Source organism: Veillonella sp. VA137 (assembly GCF_003992015.1).
Classification (GTDB): domain Bacteria; phylum Bacillota; class Negativicutes; order Veillonellales; family Veillonellaceae; genus F0422.
This window is the reverse complement of the sequence record NZ_RQVK01000006.1, coordinates 107,253-128,606: the sequence shown is the minus strand read 5'-3', so window position 1 is coordinate 128,606 and position 21,354 is coordinate 107,253. Positions and strand designations below refer to the sequence as shown.

The following is a 21,354-nucleotide window of genomic DNA, read 5'->3' as shown; positions in this document are numbered from 1 at the left end:
ATATTTATTCTTTTTGCATAATTTATTCAACATACATTATACAAATGCACATAGAATAGTACTCAAAACTTTTAACCCATATACCACCTATTATTTTCTAAGATAATAGGTGGTATATATTATATTAGAGCATATAAACGCATACATATATAGCCATATATACCAATCTATTGAAATACATCGGAATACATTGAAATTCATTCAGAAATATAAACAACAGCAAACAAAAACTACCCTACACAGGAAACTCCATAGATAGGGTAGTTGTTTTTGCATATTTGAAATAACATTTCTTATAAGAGACAAACTAAATTTGTTGTTCCAAAAATCTGACAACAAACTTATACTTATCGAATGACTTTTGACAAGAACGATTTTGTTCGTTCATGTTTTGGTGTATCAAACACTTCAGCTGGTGTGCCTTCTTCTAAAATCTCACCACCATCTACAAATAATACGCGAGTAGCTACTTCTTTGGCAAAGCTCATTTCATGAGTAACGATGACCATAGTCATCCCCTCTTTAGCTAGGTCTTTCATAACGTCTAGTACTTCGCTAACCATTTCTGGATCTAGAGCAGAGGTAGGTTCGTCAAAAAGCATCACTTTTGGTTTCATCGCTAATGCACGAGCAATGGCTACACGCTGTTGCTGGCCTCCGGATAATTGTTCTGGGTACGCCTCTGCTTTGTCGGATAGACCTACTTTTCCCAATAAATCATGAGCAATGCTTTCCGCTTCAGATTTTGAAAGTCCTCTAATTTTTTGTGGTGCTAAAGTAATGTTATCTAGCACGGTCATATGAGGGAATAGATTAAATCGTTGGAACACCATGCCCACTTCAGCACGTACATTGTTGATATTTTCTTTCACATTTAAGTTCTTACCATCTACAATCACGTCACCTTGTGTTGGTTCTTCTAAATAGTTCATACAGCGCAATACAGTACTTTTACCAGAACCGGATGGTCCAATAATGACCACTACTTCACCAGCCTCGATTTCTGTTGAAACGCCTTTTAAGACATGTAATTGTCCAAAGTATTTATGTACATTCTGTAATTGAATCATTTGATATTATATTTCCTTTCTAAGTACGCTACGAGTCGGGAAATGGTTAACGTCATAATCAAGTAAATCACCGCTACGGCTGTCCAGATTTCAAAGGAACCATAGGTACGAGCGATAATTAATTGTCCACGACGTGTCAATTCTTCAAAACCGATTACCGCCACTAAGGAAGTATCTTTCAACATGGCTATAAATTCATTGCCTAATGGTGGAATGATGGCTTTAAAAGCTTGTGGCATGATTACATAGCGCATCGTTTGGAACCAAGTTAATCCTAAGGAGCGACCTGCTTCCATTTGACCTTTATTAATGGATTGGATGCCGGCACGGAAAATTTCAGATACATAGGCACCAGAGTTAATCGAACATGCCAATACAGCTGCTAAATACGGTCCAATTGGTTCTGGCGCACCATTGGCATTAACGATAGCCCCCAACAATTTAGGACCACCGAAATAAATCATGAAGATTTGTACTAATAGTGGTGTACCACGGAATAATTCTACATAACATTTTGCGATGAGACGAATCACTTTAAATCGTGATAAATTCATCAACGCCACTACCAGTCCAATAAAGAAACCAAAGCCCACACTCATGAGGGTAATTTGAATCGTAATTCCAGCCCCTCCAATTAACAGGGGTAAAGAGTCGACAATTAACTGCCAATTAAAATCCATCGTTACCTATCCATCCTTTCATTCAACACAGATAAGGAGGCACAAAGCCTCCTTATATAGTACATTATTTTCCTTCATATGTCACGGGAATATCCTTAGGCATGTCAGTTTTAAACCATGTTTGGTAAATCTTATTTAAAGTACCATCTTGTTTCATCTCTGTCAATGCTTTATTTACACTATCTACTAGGTCTTTATTTTTTTTATTCATGGCTAAACCAAAGTATTCTTTCGTATTTGGATAAGCGATGACTGTTAAGTGTTGATTACTATGTTTAGCTACGTAATACTGTGCCACTGGCAAATCAATTAAGGCCCCTTCTACACCACCATTTTGTAGTTCTAGCAAAGCATCGCTGGTATGGTCAAAGTTTTTTACCATAGCCCCATTGATTTTGCTCGCTAAGTCTGCCCCTGTAGTGCCCATTTGTACAGCAATTGTTTTACCCGCCAAATCATCTAAGCCTTTAATAGCACTAGTTTCTTTGACAACCACAGCCATACCAGATTCATAATAAGGCATACTGAAACCAACTTTTTCCATCCGTGCTTTTGTGATAGTCATCCCAGATGCTGCTAAATCGATCTCACCATTATCTAAAGCTGGTACTAGAGCATCAAAAGGAACATTTTTAAATTCAATAGTCTTACCCGTCCGTTTTGCAATTTCTTTGGCTACATCGATATCAAAGCCTTGCAACTCTTCGGAACCTTCTTGCTTAAACTCGAATGGCACAAACGTTGCATTAGTGCCTATCTTTAAGACACTTTCTTTTTGTGCTTGATTTCCCCCTTGAGAACCACATCCTCCTAGTAGTGCTACTACACCTAAGGCTAATAATCCAGTACATATTAGTTTTTTTACATTTGTTTTCATGATGTTTCTCCTTTACTATATAACTTAATGTTTTATCTTATTCACTAATTATACACCTGTATGAATATTTAGTCAACATATTTTTGCAAATTTTATGTATTTTTATTAATAAATGATATATGTAATATATTCTATTCCCTATATTCAAAGACTGTCATGCAAAAAAAGCATAAAAAATACACAGCAGAACAATTTCTGCTGTGTTTCATACGGCTGACCTGGTCTTTGCCCCCACACTCGCCTGCTGGAAGGTTCGCTCTTAAGCTGTGCTCCCCACTACTACTCCTCTCGACATCTACTGTCGGCAGGTCTTACATCTAAGCCGCACCATGCTCACAATTTCTCATTGCTTATGTGGATCGTTTCGCCTGCGACTGGCCTCGACTTTCAACCACAGACCCGTTATGTACTCTTATTATATCTATATTTTTTACTTTTGTCACTGAGAAACCATCATGATTTTTTTCATTCCACTTATATCATTTTTATATAGTACATTCGGAAAAAAGACTTGCTTTTTTTCATCAAATATACATCAACTTTGCTACATCCCATGCTTATCACATTCTCACTTTTTATAACAATGATGAGAACTTTTCAGTACATTTTTGTCCACTCTGTAGGGTATATTCAAGGATAAAATTTTATTGTATAATGTGTGTACTTAAGTAAATGAAGAATATAAAAACGGTGGTTTTCCAAAAGAGAGTACACCGTTTCTATTAGTTAGGAAGGGTTTGCACATGTTTATGTTATCATTAATTCAAGAATCAGGAGCTTACGAACAAGATAAAAGCACCTTAGAGTTAGTTACCTTACAACTCTTACAGATGATTCAAATGAAAAGCCAAACTTTATATGTGCATTCAGTGCAAGTCGCCAATTACGCTGTGGCCATTGCTGCTAAAATGGGATTGCCAAAAGGTGAAATCGAATTAATTCGCCACGCAGCATGTTTACATGATTTAGGCTTAATTTGCTTGCCTTCTACAGTCTTGATGAAGTTTCCTTACTTTAATCGTCAGGAATTGTCCAAATACAAGCAACATCCTGTATTTGGGGCTAGCATGATTGAAAACTATCCATGTTGCCAACCTATCATTCCTTACATTAAATACCATCATGAGCGTTGGGATGGCGCAGGATTTCCGAAACATTTACGAGGTGCCAATATTCCATTAGGAGCTCGCATCATTGGTATTGCTGATTACTACGTAACGGCCATCGACCCATCTTCAGATACAACGCTACAACCTCGTAGCGAGATTAAACAAGAACTATTTAGACACTCTGGCACGCAATTTGATCCAGATGTGGTAAAAGCATTCATAGAAATATTAGGATAATCATCAGGCTCCACTTGCTAAAGTGAGAGCCTTTATCTTTGCTCTAGGTAAGACAACATGAATTGTCTCTGCCGCTTCTAGCAAGGTGGCCCCTGTTGTATAGATGTCATCCACTAGTAATATACTGATTTCTTTGTCTACATAGGAATCCGCCATAGCAGGACGAACTAAGAAATGACCTTTCATATTTTTTCGTCGTTCTTGCTTTGTCAATGTCCACATAGGTTTAGAACCATCTAACTTTACCAATAGGTCCACCCATTTCCAATTTTGTTGACCGACCCAATCTTTAAACAGCATATCTACTTGATTATATCCCCGTTGCTTCCGTTTGCTTTCGCTAATGGGAATGGGCACAACAATGGTTGGTACATATTTCATATCCGAACAAGTAACTGCAAAATGTTGTAAAAAAGGAGCGGCTCCTAGAGCTCGCTCCTTTTTTCTGTTAAATTTTATATCGTGTAGCATGGTTTTAATACCACCTGTGTAATCTGCTAGAATATATATACATTCTAAAGAAGCAAATTTTGGACCCATTATACAACGTTCATGCATAACTGCTTGCAAACAATCATCACACCACTCACCTTGAGTATATACATCTTTACCACAATGGATACAAGTGGGTGGACACAATACGTCCCATAACCTCATTAGATCGCCCCCTCTAAGCGTTCCTTAAATAATGTATACCGATAATTTGTATCGACTCGATTTACCGCTGTATCTACAGCCGTTTCACTACCGATGAGTAACACCTTATCCTTAGCGCGTGTAATCGCTGTATAGAGTAAATTTCGCTGTAACATCACATTATAGGCAGAAATAAATGGCAGAATAATGCGTTCATATTCACTACCTTGTGCTTTATGAACCGTAATAGCATAAGCAAGTGCCATCGTCATCATATCTTCTTCATCAAGAGTCATCGATTTATCTGGAAATTTCACATGCACTTGTTTCCCAAGAATATCCGTAATAACGCCAATTTCTCCATTATATACATCTTGGTCGTAGTTATTCTCCATTTGAATTACTTTATCACCAACGCGATACACCCTTCCATCTACTTTCAGCTCTTCTTGACCACTTCGTTTTGGATTCAACTCCTCTTGCAAATAGTTAGAAATCGCTGCACTTCCTATAGGGCCTTTACGCATAGGACAAACGATTTGAATATCTAGATCAGACTCTACGTACTGTAATTCCTCTCGATAATGCTTAGTAACCGCTAATAGGACACTTTCCACATCATGAGCACTTTCAAATTGAAATTCATCACAACTCGATAGATTGGGCATGTCCCCATGATTGATGGCGTACGCATTATCGATGATGCGATTTCCCTCTTGCTGACGATAAATTTGCGTTAACCCTTGATAAGGTATTACAGAACTACTCAACATATCTCGTAGAATAAAACCTGCACCAATAGGCGGCAATTGGTCCACATCCCCTACAAGCACTACATAGGCGCTAGGTGGAATCGCCTGTATCAGAGCATAGTAAAGCTCCAAATTAAGCATAGATGATTCATCTACGATAACTACGTCTACTTCTAATGGTTCATCCTGGTTACGAGCAAAGATATACGCATTATTTTCTAACTCTGGTTCTAACAAACGATGAATAGTGAAAGCCTCCATGCCCGTCGCTTCCGACAATCGTTTTGTGGCACGCCCTGTTGGTGCACAGAGAACAATACGTTTTAAATTCCCTCGCTGGAACCCTTCTACTAAGGCTTTGATAATAGTGGTCTTTCCTGTACCTGGACCTCCAGTGATAATAGAAAATCGATGGCTAAGCGCCATATGTATAGCTTTTTTTTGTTCTTCACCTAATACCATGGAGTGTTTGATTTCGTAACTTTTACAGAAATCGTCACCGTCCAATAAAGGTAGTACAGCATTATCTAGGAAAGCTTCTGTGAAATCTACACTGTCTACTTCTGCTCGATAGACCGTAGGGTGGTAAATATACAGTACATCATCGTGATCTACTTGTACATATCGTTTTGTTTCAATTAAAGTTTCTAATCTGTCTACGATCACATCGATATAGTCATCACCTAATAGATTCGACAACTGCACCATCAATTCCTCTATGGGCATGCAAGAATGTCCAGAAGATCCTATCTGTTCCATGGTAAATCGGATACCTGCATCGATGCGCTTTGGATTATCAACAGGGAATCCTAACTCCTCTGCAAAATGGTCCACTACATGAAATGGTAAATTGGTATCTACGGTCAACAAATAGTATGGATTATCCTGCAACATTTCAATCGTTTTTGCGCCGTATATTTCATAGAGTTGACGGCTCCAACGATTACTCATATTGTACTTAGCAAAAAAGTCATTAATTTCCTGGAGAACCCCTTCCCCAAGCAATACTTTATACAGCTCTTGCTTTGTTTTAAGCGCTACATTAGGAACTTCTAATAACTCCATTGGATTTTCTTTTTTTAGAATCTCTAGAATCGAAATTCCAAAATAATCCAGCAGTTTTTCCAATGATTTGGGCCCTAAGCCTTTCACTCCCAAGCTTTCTAAATATCGTCTGGCTCCCGCCAAAGTATCTGGCATCACACGTTGTATGCTTTGAACGGAAATCTGCTTGCCATATTTTTTATGGATGATATGGGTACCTTTTATTTCCACTTCTTCCCCCACCTTTGGAGGTGTAATATTACCGGTACAAGTATGGGTATCTTCTTGATAGTCTCGTAATACAAATACGCAATAATCCTCTTGAGGAGACTTATAGATTACACGGTAAACCGTCCCTAATAGTGTGATCATAGGGATGCATTAGGTAAAGCAGAAATGACAGCTTGCACCACGTCTGCTACATTGCTAATATTTTCAATTTTGATGTGACTCACACGCTCGTAAATCGGTTGACGTTCTTCATACAAGCGGAAAATATATTCAATACTTTCTTTCAATAATGGGCGAATTTCCATATCTAAATCATCAAGAATTTGTTTTACATCGCGTTGAATCAATACTACATAACCAGATTCACGCATCAGTTCAGCCGTGGCATCACACAATACCGTACCACCGCCTGTGGCAATGACACTGGCACTTTTTTTGCTCACCAAATCTTGAATGACATTAAGTTCTAATTGATGGAATTCATCTTCTCCATCATGAATAATAATATTTTGGATAGATTTTCCAGTACGCTCTTGAATTTCTGTATCCACATCAAAAAACTCTAATCCCAATGCTTGCGCTAAGGCCTTACCTATGGTTGTTTTACCCGCCCCAGGCATACCAATTAAGAAAATATGTTGATGAATATGATTCTTTTCATAATCTTTAGAAATACGAATTACCTCATTCATAAATTCTTTTGCATAATCCTCTAACTCAGGGTTTTCCAATGCTTGTACAGCCGACGCAAGGATTTCCTGTTCTCTCTGTACATCATGAATTTTCATCTGATGCTCTTCTTTATATTTGGCAATATCTACGACGATGCTCAAACGTTCCTCAAACAATCGAATTAACTCTTTATTAATAGCATCAATTTTTTTGCGACTTTCTTGTAATTTCATGAATATACTCCTTAGAATTTTTTATAGATCGTACTATGTAAATGGTCTAATGCAAAGGCCTTATCATCTTCCATTTGATCGATAAGGGCTTGCAGAGAATCAAACTTAACTTCTCCTCGGATAAAAGCAAGAAATTCTACCGTAGCCACTTCTCCATACACATCATCGGAAAAATCAAATAAATGAGTTTCAAAACGATGGTATTGATTGGTAAAGGTTGGATTATCTCCCATATTCCCCACTGCTCCGTACCATTTGCCTCCGATGTATACTTGGTTTACATACACACCATCAGCAGGCGCTGCCATAGTATCTGGAAAATGAAAGTTTAGCGTAGGGAATCCCAAAGTACGACCTCGTTGATCTCCTTTTACTACAGTACCTGTAAAACGATACGGGCGACCTAGCATTTGATTTGCCAGTTCAATATCACCACGTAAAATGCTACTGCGTATAGCAGTGCTAGATATAGGCGCATCAATCCAATCATAGCGTACCAATTCTTGATCATGGACTTCAATAGATGGATATAATTCTCGAATCATCTTTGAATTTCCCAAGCCCTTATATCCAAAATTAAAATTTGCACCTACTACTATTTTCTGTACATCACGATGAGCACATAAACCATGAATAAAATCTTCCCCTGACTGAGCAACTAATTCTTGAGTCATGGGAAGTTCCAGCACATAATCAACACCCATAGTCTTTAACATATCATACCGTTCTTCTCGTTGTAACAAACGAGGTGGAATTTGTTTCGGCTGTAATATAGTAAATGGATGCGCATCGAAGGTAACAATCACAGAAACTCCATGACAAGATTTTGCGCTATCACAGACCTCCTTAATAATCGATTGATGACCTAAGTGCAGTCCATCAAAGGTTCCCATGCCATATACTATGGGTTCCTGTATCGTATCTAACTCTGATATCGTATATAAAATATTCATACTAATCCTTATCTTTTGAAATATGAAATAGAACTTTTATTTCAGTGTACTCTTTATTATAACACAACCGTAGACTATAGAAAGTGTATACATGTATTTCTCTGAAAGAAATACAATATCACCTATACAGTTTTATTTGTAATATCCTATTCCGTATGATACACGTGATATAAGATGCTTTTCTATCAATAGTATACACAAGAAAATGGTCAGGCTCCCCTAAGGTTCCTGACCATTTCTTATACCTATGTTATATGTATATATTTTTTTCTACCTTCAAAGTATCATCCAGTCGTCGCAAGATACTCATAAACCCATTTGCATCATAAGCTCTCACTAATGTATCGACTGGGATTTCATCTGGCGACACACAGAAAGCTCCATTCAGTTTCACTGTATGAATCGGAACTTGTTTCCCTTGCACCAAGCGTGTTCGATTAATATCGTTGATATACACCGCTGGCAAGTGCGTTAGCAAAGTATCTACTGGCTGTACGACTTGTTCCACCAGCATTTCTAGTTCTTCGATGGTTACAGACTGTTCAATGTTGCATTGTCCTACTGCGGTACGGCATAGTTGTGTCATCATACCACATAAATTCAATTGATGACATATATCCCGTAACAGAGCACGCACATAGGTGCCCGCAGAACACCGTACACGAATGGTAAAGAATGGAAATGCATAGGCGAGTAGCTCAATGTTGTAGATCTGAATCAAACGAGCTGGTAATTCAAATTCCACCCCTGCACGTGCTAAGTCATAGGCCCGTTGCCCATTGATTTTGATAGCAGAATACTTAGATGGTCGTTGCTCAATCGAGCCTTGGAAGGACTGCACTGCTTGTTTTAGTTCGTTCCAACTAGGAGGCTCAGAAATATCCATAGTCCGTAGCACATTGCCTGTGCTATCTTCTGTATCTGTTTCAACACCAAATTTACATTCTGCCACATAGGTCTTACCGATGGATTCTGTGTATTCAATGGCACGTGTGGCTTTTCCTACAAAGATCGGCAACACTCCGTACGCCAGTGGATCCAAGGTCCCACTGTGACCGATACGTCGTTCTTTCAGAATACGTCGACAAATGCCGATGGCATCATGGCTCGTAATACCTGGTGGCTTAATTAAAGAAATAACTCCATCCATTAATCAATCACCGCTAAGATTTGTTCTAATGCTTCGTGAATAGGACTTTCGATGGAGCAACCGGCTGCTCGAATATGTCCACCTCCGCCAAAGTGACTAGCAATTTGATTTGCATCACGCACTTTACTACGAATACTAGCACGTGTCAAGGTTTCCGTTTTAGATTTCAACACGATAGCCACGTCCACGCCCTTGATATTTCGAATCATGTCCACAAACCCATCGGTATCATCTCCAATGCGTTCCATCAAAGGAAATGTTAACGACATAGATACCACTTGTCCTGCATGATGAAAAGATACATTGTCTAACACTTCTTTCATCACTTCTATGCGACCTGGTTCCACCATTTCTATGGCTTCGGAAATCACATGTGGTTGTGCTCCCGCTTGCAAACATAGGCCTGCCATTTCCATAGTATGGGCTGTAGTGTTGGAAAATTTAAAGAACCCTGTATCTGTAGCCATCGCCATGTACAAAGCTTGTCCCATCGATTGGGTAATCTCCCAATTCCATATCTTACATAGGTACGCCACCGTTTCTCCAGTAGAAGAAAAATCTGGACGCAAATATAAGCCGTCTGCAAATTCTGTATTAGAAATATGATGGTCTATATTAAAAGTAGGTGCACTCACTCGTACACCTACTTCTCCAATTCGTTCAAATGTGCTAGCATCCAAAATGAGTAGCATATCCGATGTATAACCGGTTTCTAAACTTTCAATAGGCTCAATCTTAGAGCATAGAGGAAGAAAAGAAAACTTTTCAGGAATTACATCATCAACTACCATACGAACTGCTTTCCCTTGCGTTATCAAGGCTTCATACATAGCAAGCATAGAGCCTATAGCATCTCCGTCGGGACTAACATGAACAGTAAGAAGAATGGAATGGGCTGTATCAATCGATGCTTTCAGTTGATCAATACTAATTTTCGCCATTATTTTCCTCTTGTTTAATAGAATTTAATAAGCCTTCAATGTGCATGCTGTAATCTAAGGATGTATCTGCATCAAAGGCAATGCTAGGAATGTGGCGCAATTGAAGCACCTTTCCTAATTCAGATCGGAAATAACCAGCACTTCTGCGCAAAGTCTCTAAAGACTGCTGTTTCTCCGCCTCACTGCCAAATAAGCTCACATAGATAGTTGCTTCTCGCAAATCACCTGTGACACGTACATCGGTAACAGTAACAAATCCGATGCGAGGGTCTTTCAACCCACGCAATAAGATTTGACTTGCTTCTTGTTTAATAAACTCTTGTAATTTTCGTACACGAACTTCACTCATGGATACCTCCTATAATTCTGGGGCAATTTCTTCCATTTTGTACGCTTCGATCACATCGCCTTCTTTCACATCGCGGTAACGTTCCAAAGAAATACCACATTCAAAGCTTGTCGCTACTTCTTTCACTTCATCTTTGAAACGGCGCAAGGAATCAATATGACCTTCATGGATAACAATACCATCACGGATTAAGCGAATTTCAGAGTTATTTGTGATTTTACCTTCCGTTACATAGGAACCAGCTACGATAGCTTTCGGAGTAGAAATCACTTGGCGAACTTCTGCACGGCCTAGGATAACTTCTTTAAATTCAGGAGTTAACATGCCACGCATAGCGGCTTCGATTTCATTAATTGCATCGTAAATAACACGGTATGTACGAAGGTCAACACTTTCTTTTTCTGCTTCTTTACGTACATTCGCATCTGGACGCACGTTAAAGCCGATTATAATCGCACCCGATGCAGAGGCTAACATTACGTCAGATTCGTTAATGGCACCTACTGCACTGTGGATAATATTGATGCGTACTTCTGGGTTTTTAATGCCCTCTAAGGATTGACGCAATGCTTCTACAGAACCTTGTACGTCACCTTTGATAATAATATTTAAGTCTTTTAATTCCCCTTGTTGCATTTGATTAAACAAATCATCAAGAGTGACTTTTGTTTTCGCATTCATTTCAGTAATGCGTTGTTTTTCAATACGTTTTTCTGCAATGGAACGAGCTTCGTTGTCATCTACAGCGAACATCACTTCACCAGCTTGCGGCACATCGGATAAACCTAAAATCTCCACAGGCATAGATGGACGAGCTACTTTCACTTTTTCCCCACGTTCATTCGTCATGGCACGTACTTTACCGTATGCTACACCAGCAAGAATCGTTTCTCCTACACGTAAGGAACCTTTTTGTACCAATACTGTACATACTGGACCACGGCCTTTATCCAATTGGGCTTCGATAACGATACCTTGTGCCTTGCGGTTAGGGTTCGCTTTCAATTCTTGTACTTCTGCTACCAACAAGATAGTTTCCAATAGGTCTTCAATACCTTGACGTTGTTTAGCAGATACAGGAACCATGATAGTATCACCGCCCCCTTCTTCTGGTAACAAACCGTGCTCAGACAGTTGTTGTTTTACATGGTCAGGATTAGCACCTGATTTATCCATTTTATTGATAGCTACGATAATTGGCACTTCTGCGGATTTAGCGTGGTTGATAGCTTCGATGGTTTGTGGCATAACACCGTCATCAGCAGCTACCACAAGGACTGCGATGTCCGTGGATTGAGCACCACGCAAACGCATGGCTGTGAAAGCTTCATGGCCTGGTGTATCAAGGAATGTAATTTTATTACCTTCATAGCGAACTTGGTAGGCACCGATATGTTGCGTAATACCACCTGCTTCAGAGGCTGTTACATTCGTAGAACGAATCACATCCAATAAAGAAGTTTTACCATGGTCAACGTGACCCATAATCGTAACAACTGGAGGACGAGCTTGTAAGCTTTCTGGGCTATCTTCGATTTCGATAATTTCTGTAGGATCTTGTTCAGGCTCTACTTCTACCACTTCTACGCCGAAGTCTTCTGCCAATACCATAGCCGTTTCCACATCAATTTCTTGGTTGATAGTAGCCATAACACCTAGCATCATCAATTTTTTGATGATCTCAGATACTTCACGGCCCATTTTTTCAGCCAACTCTTTAACCGTTAACGGACCAGATAGTTCGATAGACGTAGCAATCGCTGCTTCAGCCTTACGGCGTTCTTCTTCTTTTTGTTTGATGTGTTGCTCATTACGTTGTTTAACTTTATTTTTATTTTTTTGTAATGCAGAAGATACTAAAGATTGTGTACGTTCTCCTTTTTTACCTTTTTTATCTTTTTTATTACGTCGCTCATTGCGATTTTCGTTACGATGTTCAGATTCAAAACGGCGATTTTCTTTTTGACGATCCACTTCACGGCTGGCTTGACGATCACGACCTTCTGGTTTCGCTGTGATTGCTGGATCCACCTGTGGAATTTCTAAACGACGTTCACGACGTTGTCCATCATTGCGACGATCAGTATTACGATTGTTGTTGCGGTCATTGTTACGATCATTATTACGGTCAAATCTGCCACCATTGTTAGGGCGATTACCGACATTGCGATTATCTTGACGTTGATCATTGCGACCTTCTGGACGACGACCATCACGGTTTTGACCATTTCGTTGGTTAGAACGATTATCTCCGCGGTCATTTCTGTCATTGCGTTGATCGCGTTGACCATTGTTTTTACCATCACGATTGAATGGGCGGTCACGCTTTTCACCACGATCGTTACGATCATTGCGATGATTTCTATCTTGTTTAGGTCCACGTCTTTCACCATCTTCATTACGACGGTATTCGTGTACTTTCTTTTGCGGTGCTTGCTGAGTTGCTTTTGGTGCTTCACTTTGTGTTTGTTTAGCGCCACCTGCTAACGATTGTTTAATCATAGATACTTGTGAATCCTCCACTGTACTCATATGGCTTTTCACTTCTACATTGTGCTTTTTTAAAGCATCAATCACTACTTTATTTTCTACACCTAAGTCTTTTGCTACTTCATATACTCTTTTTTTGGACATCTACATTCCCCCTCTACTGATTCTTATCTATTTCAGCTAGCAAGGATTTAGCAAATCCAGCATCATTTACTAATATAACTGCTCGCATTTCTTTTCCCAATGCTCTACCTAATTCTTCTTTGGTCCCTACTAAACGAAGGGGCACCTGATGAGACTCGGCTAAGTGCATATATTTTTTAGCATTATTCTGCGCACAATCTTCCGCCATAATCAACAGAGGATAGGCTTGCCGCTTCATGGACCGTTCCACTACAAAATCGCCAGATAATAAGCGACCTGCTCGCTGTGCTAATCCTAATATATTCAACACTTTTTCTTTATTCATGGGATATTTGTTCCTTTAAAGATTCATAAATTTCTTGTGAAACTTTATGTTTTAACGAACGCTCTAATCGTTTGGCTTTATACGCCATGTCTAGGCATTCTACTTTCATTTCCATATAGGCTCCCCGTCCAGGAGCTTTACCTGTGGGGTCAATAGAAATCTCTCCCGTTGGACTCAACACAACACGTGTTAACTCTTTCTTGGGAAGAAGTTCTCCACATCCCACACATACTCGCATAGGCTGAGACTTCTGTTTCATATTAGTCTTCATCTCCAAAAGCATCCAAGGAAATCATATCATCAGATTCCACATATTCACCGGCTTCAGCGGCTTGTGTTTCACTTTTAATATCGATTTTCCAATTTGTTAACTTCGCTGCTAAACGAGCATTTTGACCTGCTTTACCGATAGCTAGTGAAAGTTGGTAATCTGGCACCACAACAGAAGATGTTTTTTCTTCATCACGTGCTACTACGCTTACTACTTTCGCTGGACTTAAGGCATTGGCAATGTATACCGCTGGATCTTCATCCCATTTTACAATATCGATTTTTTCGCCATTTAGCTCATCCACGATATTTTGTACACGTTGTCCTTTAGGACCTACACAAGCGCCTACTGCATCTACTTCTTCCTCGCGAGATACAACAGCGATTTTAGAACGCATACCTGGTTCACGAGCTACCGATTTCAATTCCACTGTACCTTCTGAAATTTCTGGCACTTCTAATTCAAACAAGCGCTTTAATAGACCTGGATGTGTACGGGAAATCATGATTTGAGGCCCTTTTGTGGTCTTTTTCACTTCCACAATGTAGCATTTAATGCGGTCTCCCACAGCATAGCTTTCACTAGGAATTTGCTCAGATACAGGTAAAATCGCCTCAGTTTTTCCTAGATTAATGAATACATTTCGACCCTCAATGCGTTCTACCAAACCAGTCAAAATATCGCCTTCACGGTTGGAATATTCATCATAGACAATGTTGCGTTCTGCTTCTTTCAAGCGTTGAATCAACAATTGTTTTGCCGTATGGGCTGCACTGCGACCGAAGTTTTTTGGCGTCACATCCACTTCGATAATATCGCCGATTTCCATACGTTTGTCTAATTGACGAGCATCTGCTAAGGCAATTTCTACTTCCTCATTTTCAGGCGTGTCCACTACTGTTTTCTTAGCCAACACTTTGTAATCTCCTGTTTCACGATTGAAATAAATATAGGCCTCTTGATTTGCTCCTACCTCTTTGCGATAGGCTTGTAACAATGCCACTTCAAGAGAATCAAAAATAATCTCTGGTGCCACACCTTTTTGTTTAGTAACTGCTAATACCGCTTGTACTAATTCTTGACTCACTGGTTTCCTCCCCTAAAAATCTAAATGTAAACGAATTTGTGCAATTGCTGCACGTTCTAGGTCAATACGTTCTTCTTGCACCTGAATGGTGATGAATTCATCCGAATAGCCTTGCAAAGATCCTGTGTATTGCTTTTTACCATCTATGGGTTTAAACAATTGAATATCTACCTCACGTCCATGGTATCGAATAAAATCTTTTTCTTTTTTCAACACTCGGTCCAATCCTGGAGAAGATACTTCTAACAAGTAATTCTCTTTGATTGGGTCTTTTGCATCCAATACTTCGCTTAATTTTTCACTCACCATTTGGCAGTCATCTAAATCGATGCCTCCCTCTTTGTCTAAAAATACGCGCAAGTACCATTCCCGCTCATGCACGTATTCCACATCCACAAGCTCTAACTCCGTAGACTCTATAATCGTTTCTACTACTTCGGACACAAATTCCTCTACGGCGTCACGTTTCATCTTATCCCCTCCTTGCCACAGTATAAGAGAAAGAGTGAGCCGCAGCTCACTCTTTTAATAGATTCTATAAAAGTTACCTCTAGTATACCACAACTAACTAAAAATAGCTACAGTAAACCGTTGCGTTTTAACGCTTCTTCCCACTCTGCTTCTTTAAATCCAACAAGCACTGTATCTTCTAAGACCAAAATAGGACGTTTCACCAACATACCATTGGTTGCCAATAAAGCGAGTTTTTCATCCTCTGTCATAGTTGGCAATTTATCTTTGATTCCTTCTCCACGATAAATTTGACCGGATGTATTAAAGAAAGCTTTAATGTCTGCTTTTTTACTCTTCGGATACCATACACCTAATTCTTCTGCAGTTGGGTTTTCTTCTTTAATATCACGATGGGTATAGCTAATACCATGGTCATCTAAATATTTTTTTGCTCGTTTGCAAGTCGTACATTTTGGATATTCAATATATAACATTTCTCTGTCCTTTCTATTGTTCTGTATTACCATTACAAAACTTTTCTTTTAATACTTTCAATAAAACTTCTGTCATTTCGCTAGCCGCAAAGACATACTCTTTTAATTTACCTCGTTCCTCTGCCACTTTCATAGCCGACACTTCGAAAGGGTCTAACACCACCGACAATACCGGTATTTGATCTTGTTCCATTTCCTTCGTTAAGTATCCCGAGATACTTTCACCTTCCGTAGGCTCAAACCGTTCCACCTTTACGATGGGGCAATATTCATACATCAATTTGCGAAGGACCATCATAAAGTAGGCTTTATCTTTCACAAATTGTGCTGCTTCCTCTTTAGTCATACTAAAAATATCTACTTTCACGCGTTCCGTTTCACCCTGTGTTGACATAGGATTATTCCCCTTTCGCCGCTAAGAAGGCTAAATAACAACGTTTTGCTTCGTAAATATCGGCTTTGCTCGTCACCTCCCAAGGAGAGTGCATACTAAGCACAGCTACGCCACAGTCGATTACATTCATACCATAGAGAGCCATGATATACGCAATGGTACCGCCTCCACCAAGATCTACTCGACCTAATTCAGCTGTTTGATAAGAAATATTATCTTGGTCCATCAAATAACGAATGCGAGCCATGTATTCTGCATTGGCATCATTGGAGCCGCTTTTACCACGGGAACCAGTAAATTTATTAAATACTACACCACGGCCTAAGAAAGCAGCATTTTTCTTTTCAAAGGCACTCGCATAGAGTGGATCAAAACCAGCACTTACATCAGAAGATAACATGTGACTGTTAGATAGAGTACGACGTACTGCTAATGGAGAAGTATGACCCATAGCTTCTAACAATTCTGCCATAAAGTTCTCAAAGAAACGAGATTGCATACCTGTTGCACCAACAGAACCGATTTCTTCTTTGTCTACCAATAAAGTACAGGTAGTACGGCTTACGTTCTCAGTTTCTAACATCGCTACTAAGGATGTGTAGGCACATACACGGTCATCTTGTCCATAGCCGATGATCATAGAACGGTCGAACCCTAACTCTCTAGCTGCACCAGCTGGTACAATTTCAAGTTCTGCAGACAAGAAATCTTCTTCTTCAAAACCATATTGCTCTTGTAGTACTTGCAACACATAGGCTTTCACGCCATCTTTTAGTTCGCCTTTCACAGGACGGCTACCAATAAGAAGGTCCAATTGTTCTCCTTCTACCACTTTGGCAGCTTTTTTCTCCATTTGTTCCTGTCCCAAATGTGGCAATAAGTCGGTTACACAGAATACTGGGTCTGTTGGGCTTTCACCGACAGCAAGATTGATGACAGTGCCATCACGTTTTACCACCACACCATGGATCGCTAGTGGCATGGTCACCCATTGGTATTTTTTGATACCCCCATAATAATGTGTATCTAATAGTGCTAAATCACTATCCACATAGAATGGATTTTGCTTCACATCTAACCGAGGAGAATCAATATGAGCCCCTAAGATATTCATCCCTTGTTCAATCGGTTCTGTACCGATATTCACCATAGCTACCGCTTTTTTCATGTGCACATAATAGACCTTATCACCCGCTTTCAGCGTAGCACCTTCTTTGATAATACTATCCATATTACGGTATCCAGCTGCTTCCGCGGCCGCTACAATTTGGTCCACACATTCACGTTCAGTTTTACCATGATCTAGAAAATGGCGATACTTCGTTGCCAAAGTATCAATTTCTTGTAATTGTTGTTCTGTATATTCATGCCAAGCATTTCTACGTTCCATACTTAGCTCCTTTCTTTCTTAATTCTAATTGTTATTTTTTACGCGCATACAATTCACGCAATCCTTTAGGTGCATTCGTAACCATTTTGGAAACATAATATCGTTTTCCTAAATGCTTACTAATCGATTTTCCCACATACCAATGAACCCCAAATGTACCATGTTCCTTGCAAGCTCCCATTGATAAAAAGCGATGTTTTACCACCCCCACAATAGGGTCTAAGTGCAGGGGTTCCTTACAAACAGGACATGTGGTTTTCGCTCGATTGCTTTGTCGGAATATACGAGGCATGGTCACAATGGACTCAAATATTTTATGTTCATGCCGTGAAAGTCCGTAAAAACATCGTTGTTTCCCTTGTTTTTCTCGCTTCTTTTGTAATGCTTCTAAAAACGGAAATCGTTGGCATACCATGGCTGTACAGATGGCATCATGCAATCCATTATGAGCTTGTAAATTAGGCGCTTTCACATGCATCTCATCCATCGCTTTTTGCAATGCATATTGTTGGCTACAATTGTGCATCGTTTTTGCATATAAAGATTGTGCATCAAACCAAGGCACTTCCTGATGTACATGTACCTTGTGACAAAGGGCATTATCCATCAACATTTCAATATCATCGGGTCCCCAAGATATCAAAATACCATCAGAACCAATAAAGCGTAAAAACTTCTCACATCCACGGCGGAAAGACACCCCTTCTTTACGCAGTTTATCCATAGTAATATGAGTTAACTTCTCCACGGAATGATGCATAACAGGTAAAAATTTAGGAGTAATAAACACTTCAAATTGGTCTACAATTTGCAAACTTTCATCCAATTTTACGGCGCCTATTTGTATAATTTCACCGATGAAGGGAAAGCCCGATCGTCGTATCATATTCGGTTCTAATGTATAGGGCTGGTTCCATTCCAAGTCAAATACAATATAGTGCATCCTTAGTTCATACCCTTTCTCTCTAACATTATCCGTATGCCTGCTAATACAGATTCCTCAGAAATGACAGACAATCCTTTATAATTACCTTCCTTCAAAACCTGTTTCATATTTTTATTCACGTCGTAATGGTCCATAGACTCTAAGACCACCGCATTCTCTGTGAAAGGACCATACAAGGCTGGATTCGACGGACCATAGAGCGCCACGATAGGCACCCCCTGGCTTACCCCTACATGCATAGGACCCGAGTCATTAGTCACCAAACAATCACATCGTTTCATGGCTTCTGCCAATTCTCCAATGCTGAATTGTCCCGTTCCCTTAATGGCTGGTTCTGTCATCGTATCTAGCACGTCCTGCACCATATCTTCATCCATGGGACCACCGAAAAATACAATTTTATATCCTTCTTTAGCTAAGGTATCTGCAATGTGGGCAAACCGTTCCTTAGGCCAACGTTTTTCCGGCACCGCACTACCAATATTAAATCCGATGAGGTGATCCGTTTCCGCCACTCCTTGGGAGGCATAAAATTCCTGTACCTTTTGGTTCCACTCAGAACTAGTAAAGATTTCTAATCCTTCATGTTCTACCGCATATTCTAACTGTTCTAACACATTCATATACATCTGAGCGGCATGCAACGTTTTTCGGTTCAACCGCGTCACCTTCGTCATAAATGGACGGAACAGAAAATGACTCATCCCTGTGGTCACCTTGGCTTTCAATTTCCAAGCTAAATAGGAAGTCCGTTCATTAGGGTGCAAATTAATGACTACATCTACTGGTCCTTGTCTCCGAATGTCTTTAGCAATTTGATTCAATCCACCAATGCTATTATGGATGCCTTTTTTATCCACTTCCACTAACTCATCAATGTAAGGATTATGACGATATACATCCGCTAGCTTCTTGTCTATCACATAAGTAATATGACTGTGAGGCGCCAACTTTCTAAGAGCATGGATAAACGGTGTGGTAAGCACCACATCGCCTAAATGCATCAAGAAGGTTACCACAATCCGCTTTCCATCTAACTCTATCATAGATTCCTCATTTCTTTCACTGTATCAAATACAGTGTCCACTGTAATTTGTGCCATACACTCCAAATCTTCTACCAACGGTTGTTCTAGAGTCGCCCGTGATGTAGGTGACACAATAATATGAATATGATCGCCCCCATACGGACCTGTCCGTTCTGGGCAAGTCGTCCCAAATAGAGCAATCAATGGTACTTTTAAAGCATTCGCAATATGCAGAGGACCAGTATCAGCACTGATGTACAAAGCGCTATGACGAATGACCTCAATGAGTTCTTTTAGATTCGTATCCCCAATGAGATTCACCACATTGTCACTACCGACTCCGTCCACAATGGCACGCCCTTTTTCCTCATCTTCTTTAGCTCCAATGAGCACCACCGTCTCACTGGCTGCCACCAAGCGTTTACCGAGGTCGATAAAATGAGAAATAGGCCATTCTTTCACTGCCCAACGCGCACCTGGAGCAATAACAATATAAGGATTTTCGATGAAAGCGCCTCTATCATTTAATTTCTGTGTTACCGTAGCTTCTGCCTCTGTGAAAGTCGGCAAAGGGAACACGATGTCATCTACGTTACAGCCCAAGGCACGAGACGTATCTAAATAACGCTCGATAACGTGATCCATTTTATGGTCACCTACTAGTGCTATGTTCACCAGCCAACTACCCTCACGAAGTTCCCAGTATGCATAACGTTTCTTCGCTCCACTAAGAGCAGCCACGATGGCACTTTTTGCAATGGATTGCAAATCTAAAGAAATATCAAAGTGCTTGTCATGCAATAACTTCCATAATTCTTTCCAATAGGAAAGACATTTTAATTGTTTTTTATCTATGATAATGATTTCATCCACCCAAGGTTTTGGAGGAATAACATCTTTAAACTGTTCATGAACGGCCCATGCAATATGTGCTTTTGGATATTGCTGGCGCAACGCATACAGCGTTGGTAAGGCATGAATAATATCACCTAGAGAACTCATTTTAATGATTAAAATTCGTACATCTTCTTTCATACTCCATCCCTTTCATTTACCTATAACTATACTCTATTAGTATACCATAAGATAGAAACAAAGATGACAAAGTATTTTATATTTTTCTTTAGATCCTTTCATAATCTATTTCAATACTTCAAGGATATACACCTCATATATTAAGCTTAAAGTATCTACCTGTAACAACTGCCGTTCAACAGATATCTTTTCTGTAAACATAATTTAATAAAGCTTTAGTAAAATATTATTAAAAATTTAGTAATCGATTATTATATCACATGTGACGCAAACTTTATAATACAATACACACATATATTAGCCAAATTGATTTGTTTATGTATATAATGTATTTTCTGTATAAAGGGTATATAATGTCTTCATT

Annotated in this window: 22 protein-coding genes; 1 reads left to right on the top strand and 21 read right to left on the bottom strand. The window is 39.5% G+C overall.

Annotation, left to right across the window (positions count from 1 at the left end):
- Window positions 1-347 precede the first annotated feature (347 nt).
- The 3 genes from EO116_RS04505 to EO116_RS04495 form a co-directional block, all read right to left on the bottom strand.
- Window positions 348-1,070, bottom strand: coding sequence for an amino acid ABC transporter ATP-binding protein (locus tag EO116_RS04505; RefSeq protein WP_127160816.1), 723 nt, complete (start codon window positions 1,068-1,070; stop codon window positions 348-350).
- Window positions 1,067-1,750, bottom strand: a complete 684-nt coding sequence (locus EO116_RS04500) for an amino acid ABC transporter permease (protein WP_009372151.1) — start codon at window positions 1,748-1,750, stop codon at window positions 1,067-1,069. The genes EO116_RS04505 and EO116_RS04500 overlap by 4 nt, the downstream gene beginning before the upstream one ends.
- Window positions 1,751-1,814: 64 nt before the next feature.
- The gene (locus EO116_RS04495; RefSeq protein WP_370447264.1) at window positions 1,815-2,630 is read right to left on the bottom strand and encodes a basic amino acid ABC transporter substrate-binding protein; all 816 of its coding nucleotides are present in this window, start codon (window positions 2,628-2,630) and stop codon (window positions 1,815-1,817) included.
- A 740-nt stretch (window positions 2,631-3,370) separates the two neighbouring features.
- Between EO116_RS04495 and EO116_RS04490 the strand changes: the two genes are divergently transcribed.
- Window positions 3,371-3,973 carry an HD-GYP domain-containing protein gene (locus EO116_RS04490; RefSeq protein ID WP_127160814.1) on the top strand — a complete coding sequence of 201 codons (603 nt, stop codon included), beginning with the start codon at window positions 3,371-3,373 and terminating at the stop codon, window positions 3,971-3,973.
- Window positions 3,974-3,976: 3 nt separating this feature from the next.
- Here EO116_RS04490 and EO116_RS04485 read toward each other — a convergent pair whose 3' ends face one another.
- From EO116_RS04485 to EO116_RS04400, 18 genes are all read right to left on the bottom strand, one after another.
- Window positions 3,977-4,630, bottom strand: a complete 654-nt coding sequence (locus tag EO116_RS04485; RefSeq protein ID WP_127160813.1) for a ComF family protein — start codon at window positions 4,628-4,630, stop codon at window positions 3,977-3,979.
- On the bottom strand, window positions 4,630-6,777 hold the full coding sequence (locus EO116_RS04480) for an ATP-dependent RecD-like DNA helicase (RefSeq protein WP_127160812.1): 2,148 nt from the start codon (window positions 6,775-6,777) through the stop codon (window positions 4,630-4,632). The genes EO116_RS04485 and EO116_RS04480 overlap by 1 nt, the downstream gene beginning before the upstream one ends.
- Window positions 6,774-7,541: a shikimate kinase gene (locus EO116_RS04475; RefSeq protein ID WP_127160811.1), complete on the bottom strand. Its 768-nt coding sequence runs from the start codon at window positions 7,539-7,541 to the stop codon at window positions 6,774-6,776. Before EO116_RS04475 ends, EO116_RS04480 begins: the two co-directional genes overlap by 4 nt.
- Window positions 7,542-7,552: 11 nt before the next feature.
- The gene (locus EO116_RS04470) at window positions 7,553-8,494 is read right to left on the bottom strand and encodes a bifunctional riboflavin kinase/FAD synthetase (protein WP_127160810.1); all 942 of its coding nucleotides are present in this window, start codon (window positions 8,492-8,494) and stop codon (window positions 7,553-7,555) included.
- 250 nt (window positions 8,495-8,744) lie between these two features.
- Window positions 8,745-9,644 carry a tRNA pseudouridine(55) synthase TruB gene (gene truB, locus EO116_RS04465; protein WP_127160809.1) on the bottom strand — a complete coding sequence of 300 codons (900 nt, stop codon included), beginning with the start codon at window positions 9,642-9,644 and terminating at the stop codon, window positions 8,745-8,747.
- A complete protein-coding gene (locus EO116_RS04460; RefSeq protein ID WP_127160808.1) occupies window positions 9,644-10,585 on the bottom strand; it encodes a bifunctional oligoribonuclease/PAP phosphatase NrnA in 942 nt (313 codons plus the stop codon). The genes truB and EO116_RS04460 overlap by 1 nt, the downstream gene beginning before the upstream one ends.
- On the bottom strand, window positions 10,572-10,934 hold the full coding sequence (rbfA, locus tag EO116_RS04455) for a 30S ribosome-binding factor RbfA (protein WP_127160807.1): 363 nt from the start codon (window positions 10,932-10,934) through the stop codon (window positions 10,572-10,574). The genes EO116_RS04460 and rbfA overlap by 14 nt, the downstream gene beginning before the upstream one ends.
- 9 nt (window positions 10,935-10,943) lie before the next feature.
- Window positions 10,944-13,568 (bottom strand): translation initiation factor IF-2, encoded by a 2,625-nt coding sequence (gene infB / locus EO116_RS04450; protein ID WP_127160806.1) that lies wholly within the window; start codon window positions 13,566-13,568, stop codon window positions 10,944-10,946.
- 13 nt (window positions 13,569-13,581) lie between these two features.
- Window positions 13,582-13,893, bottom strand: coding sequence for a ribosomal L7Ae/L30e/S12e/Gadd45 family protein (locus tag EO116_RS04445; protein ID WP_009372159.1), 312 nt, complete (start codon window positions 13,891-13,893; stop codon window positions 13,582-13,584).
- Window positions 13,886-14,152: an RNase P modulator RnpM gene (rnpM, locus tag EO116_RS04440; RefSeq protein WP_038145077.1), complete on the bottom strand. Its 267-nt coding sequence runs from the start codon at window positions 14,150-14,152 to the stop codon at window positions 13,886-13,888. Before rnpM ends, EO116_RS04445 begins: the two co-directional genes overlap by 8 nt.
- A gap of 1 nt (window position 14,153) precedes the next feature.
- Entirely contained in the window at window positions 14,154-15,251 is a 1,098-nt protein-coding gene (gene nusA, locus EO116_RS04435) for a transcription termination factor NusA (RefSeq protein WP_127160805.1), read from the bottom strand.
- A 12-nt stretch (window positions 15,252-15,263) separates the two neighbouring features.
- Entirely contained in the window at window positions 15,264-15,722 is a 459-nt protein-coding gene (rimP, locus tag EO116_RS04430) for a ribosome maturation factor RimP (protein ID WP_127160804.1), read from the bottom strand.
- 107 nt (window positions 15,723-15,829) lie between these two features.
- Window positions 15,830-16,198, bottom strand: a complete 369-nt coding sequence (locus EO116_RS04425) for an arsenate reductase family protein (RefSeq protein ID WP_126938202.1) — start codon at window positions 16,196-16,198, stop codon at window positions 15,830-15,832.
- Window positions 16,199-16,211: 13 nt separating this feature from the next.
- Window positions 16,212-16,592, bottom strand: a complete 381-nt coding sequence (locus tag EO116_RS04420) for a hypothetical protein (RefSeq protein WP_127160803.1) — start codon at window positions 16,590-16,592, stop codon at window positions 16,212-16,214.
- Window positions 16,593-16,596: 4 nt separating this feature from the next.
- On the bottom strand, window positions 16,597-17,982 hold the full coding sequence (locus tag EO116_RS04415; RefSeq protein ID WP_127160802.1) for an aminopeptidase: 1,386 nt from the start codon (window positions 17,980-17,982) through the stop codon (window positions 16,597-16,599).
- A 31-nt stretch (window positions 17,983-18,013) separates the two neighbouring features.
- Window positions 18,014-18,925 (bottom strand): 3'-5' exonuclease, encoded by a 912-nt coding sequence (locus EO116_RS04410; RefSeq protein ID WP_127068999.1) that lies wholly within the window; start codon window positions 18,923-18,925, stop codon window positions 18,014-18,016.
- Window positions 18,926-18,927: 2 nt separating this feature from the next.
- Complete coding sequence (locus EO116_RS04405) at window positions 18,928-19,971, bottom strand: glycosyltransferase family 9 protein (RefSeq protein WP_127069042.1); 1,044 nt, start codon at window positions 19,969-19,971, stop codon at window positions 18,928-18,930.
- The gene (locus EO116_RS04400; protein ID WP_127069000.1) at window positions 19,971-20,990 is read right to left on the bottom strand and encodes a glycosyltransferase family 9 protein; all 1,020 of its coding nucleotides are present in this window, start codon (window positions 20,988-20,990) and stop codon (window positions 19,971-19,973) included. The genes EO116_RS04405 and EO116_RS04400 overlap by 1 nt, the downstream gene beginning before the upstream one ends.
- Window positions 20,991-21,354 lie beyond the last annotated feature (364 nt).

Bases quoted from the DNA above. Each gene is read 5' to 3' on its own strand.
- EO116_RS04505 (WP_127160816.1), bottom strand. From the start codon at position 1,070: ATGATTCAATTACAGAATGTACATAAATACTTTGGACAATTACATGTC.
- EO116_RS04500 (WP_009372151.1), bottom strand. From the start codon at position 1,750: ATGGATTTTAATTGGCAGTTAATTGTCGACTCTTTACCCCTGTTAATT.
- EO116_RS04490 (WP_127160814.1), top strand. From the start codon at position 3,371: ATGTTTATGTTATCATTAATTCAAGAATCAGGAGCTTACGAACAAGAT.
- EO116_RS04485 (WP_127160813.1), bottom strand. From the start codon at position 4,630: ATGAGGTTATGGGACGTATTGTGTCCACCCACTTGTATCCATTGTGGT.
- EO116_RS04480 (WP_127160812.1), bottom strand. From the start codon at position 6,777: ATGATCACACTATTAGGGACGGTTTACCGTGTAATCTATAAGTCTCCT.
- EO116_RS04475 (WP_127160811.1), bottom strand. From the start codon at position 7,541: ATGAAATTACAAGAAAGTCGCAAAAAAATTGATGCTATTAATAAAGAG.
- EO116_RS04470 (WP_127160810.1), bottom strand. From the start codon at position 8,494: ATGAATATTTTATATACGATATCAGAGTTAGATACGATACAGGAACCC.
- truB (WP_127160809.1), bottom strand. From the start codon at position 9,644: ATGGATGGAGTTATTTCTTTAATTAAGCCACCAGGTATTACGAGCCAT.
- EO116_RS04460 (WP_127160808.1), bottom strand. From the start codon at position 10,585: ATGGCGAAAATTAGTATTGATCAACTGAAAGCATCGATTGATACAGCC.
- rbfA (WP_127160807.1), bottom strand. From the start codon at position 10,934: ATGAGTGAAGTTCGTGTACGAAAATTACAAGAGTTTATTAAACAAGAA.
- infB (WP_127160806.1), bottom strand. From the start codon at position 13,568: ATGTCCAAAAAAAGAGTATATGAAGTAGCAAAAGACTTAGGTGTAGAA.
- EO116_RS04445 (WP_009372159.1), bottom strand. From the start codon at position 13,893: ATGAATAAAGAAAAAGTGTTGAATATATTAGGATTAGCACAGCGAGCA.
- rnpM (WP_038145077.1), bottom strand. From the start codon at position 14,152: ATGAAACAGAAGTCTCAGCCTATGCGAGTATGTGTGGGATGTGGAGAA.
- rimP (WP_127160804.1), bottom strand. From the start codon at position 15,722: ATGAAACGTGACGCCGTAGAGGAATTTGTGTCCGAAGTAGTAGAAACG.
- EO116_RS04425 (WP_126938202.1), bottom strand. From the start codon at position 16,198: ATGTTATATATTGAATATCCAAAATGTACGACTTGCAAACGAGCAAAA.
- EO116_RS04420 (WP_127160803.1), bottom strand. From the start codon at position 16,592: ATGTCAACACAGGGTGAAACGGAACGCGTGAAAGTAGATATTTTTAGT.
- EO116_RS04415 (WP_127160802.1), bottom strand. From the start codon at position 17,982: ATGGAACGTAGAAATGCTTGGCATGAATATACAGAACAACAATTACAA.
- EO116_RS04410 (WP_127068999.1), bottom strand. From the start codon at position 18,925: ATGCACTATATTGTATTTGACTTGGAATGGAACCAGCCCTATACATTA.
- EO116_RS04400 (WP_127069000.1), bottom strand. From the start codon at position 20,990: ATGAAAGAAGATGTACGAATTTTAATCATTAAAATGAGTTCTCTAGGT.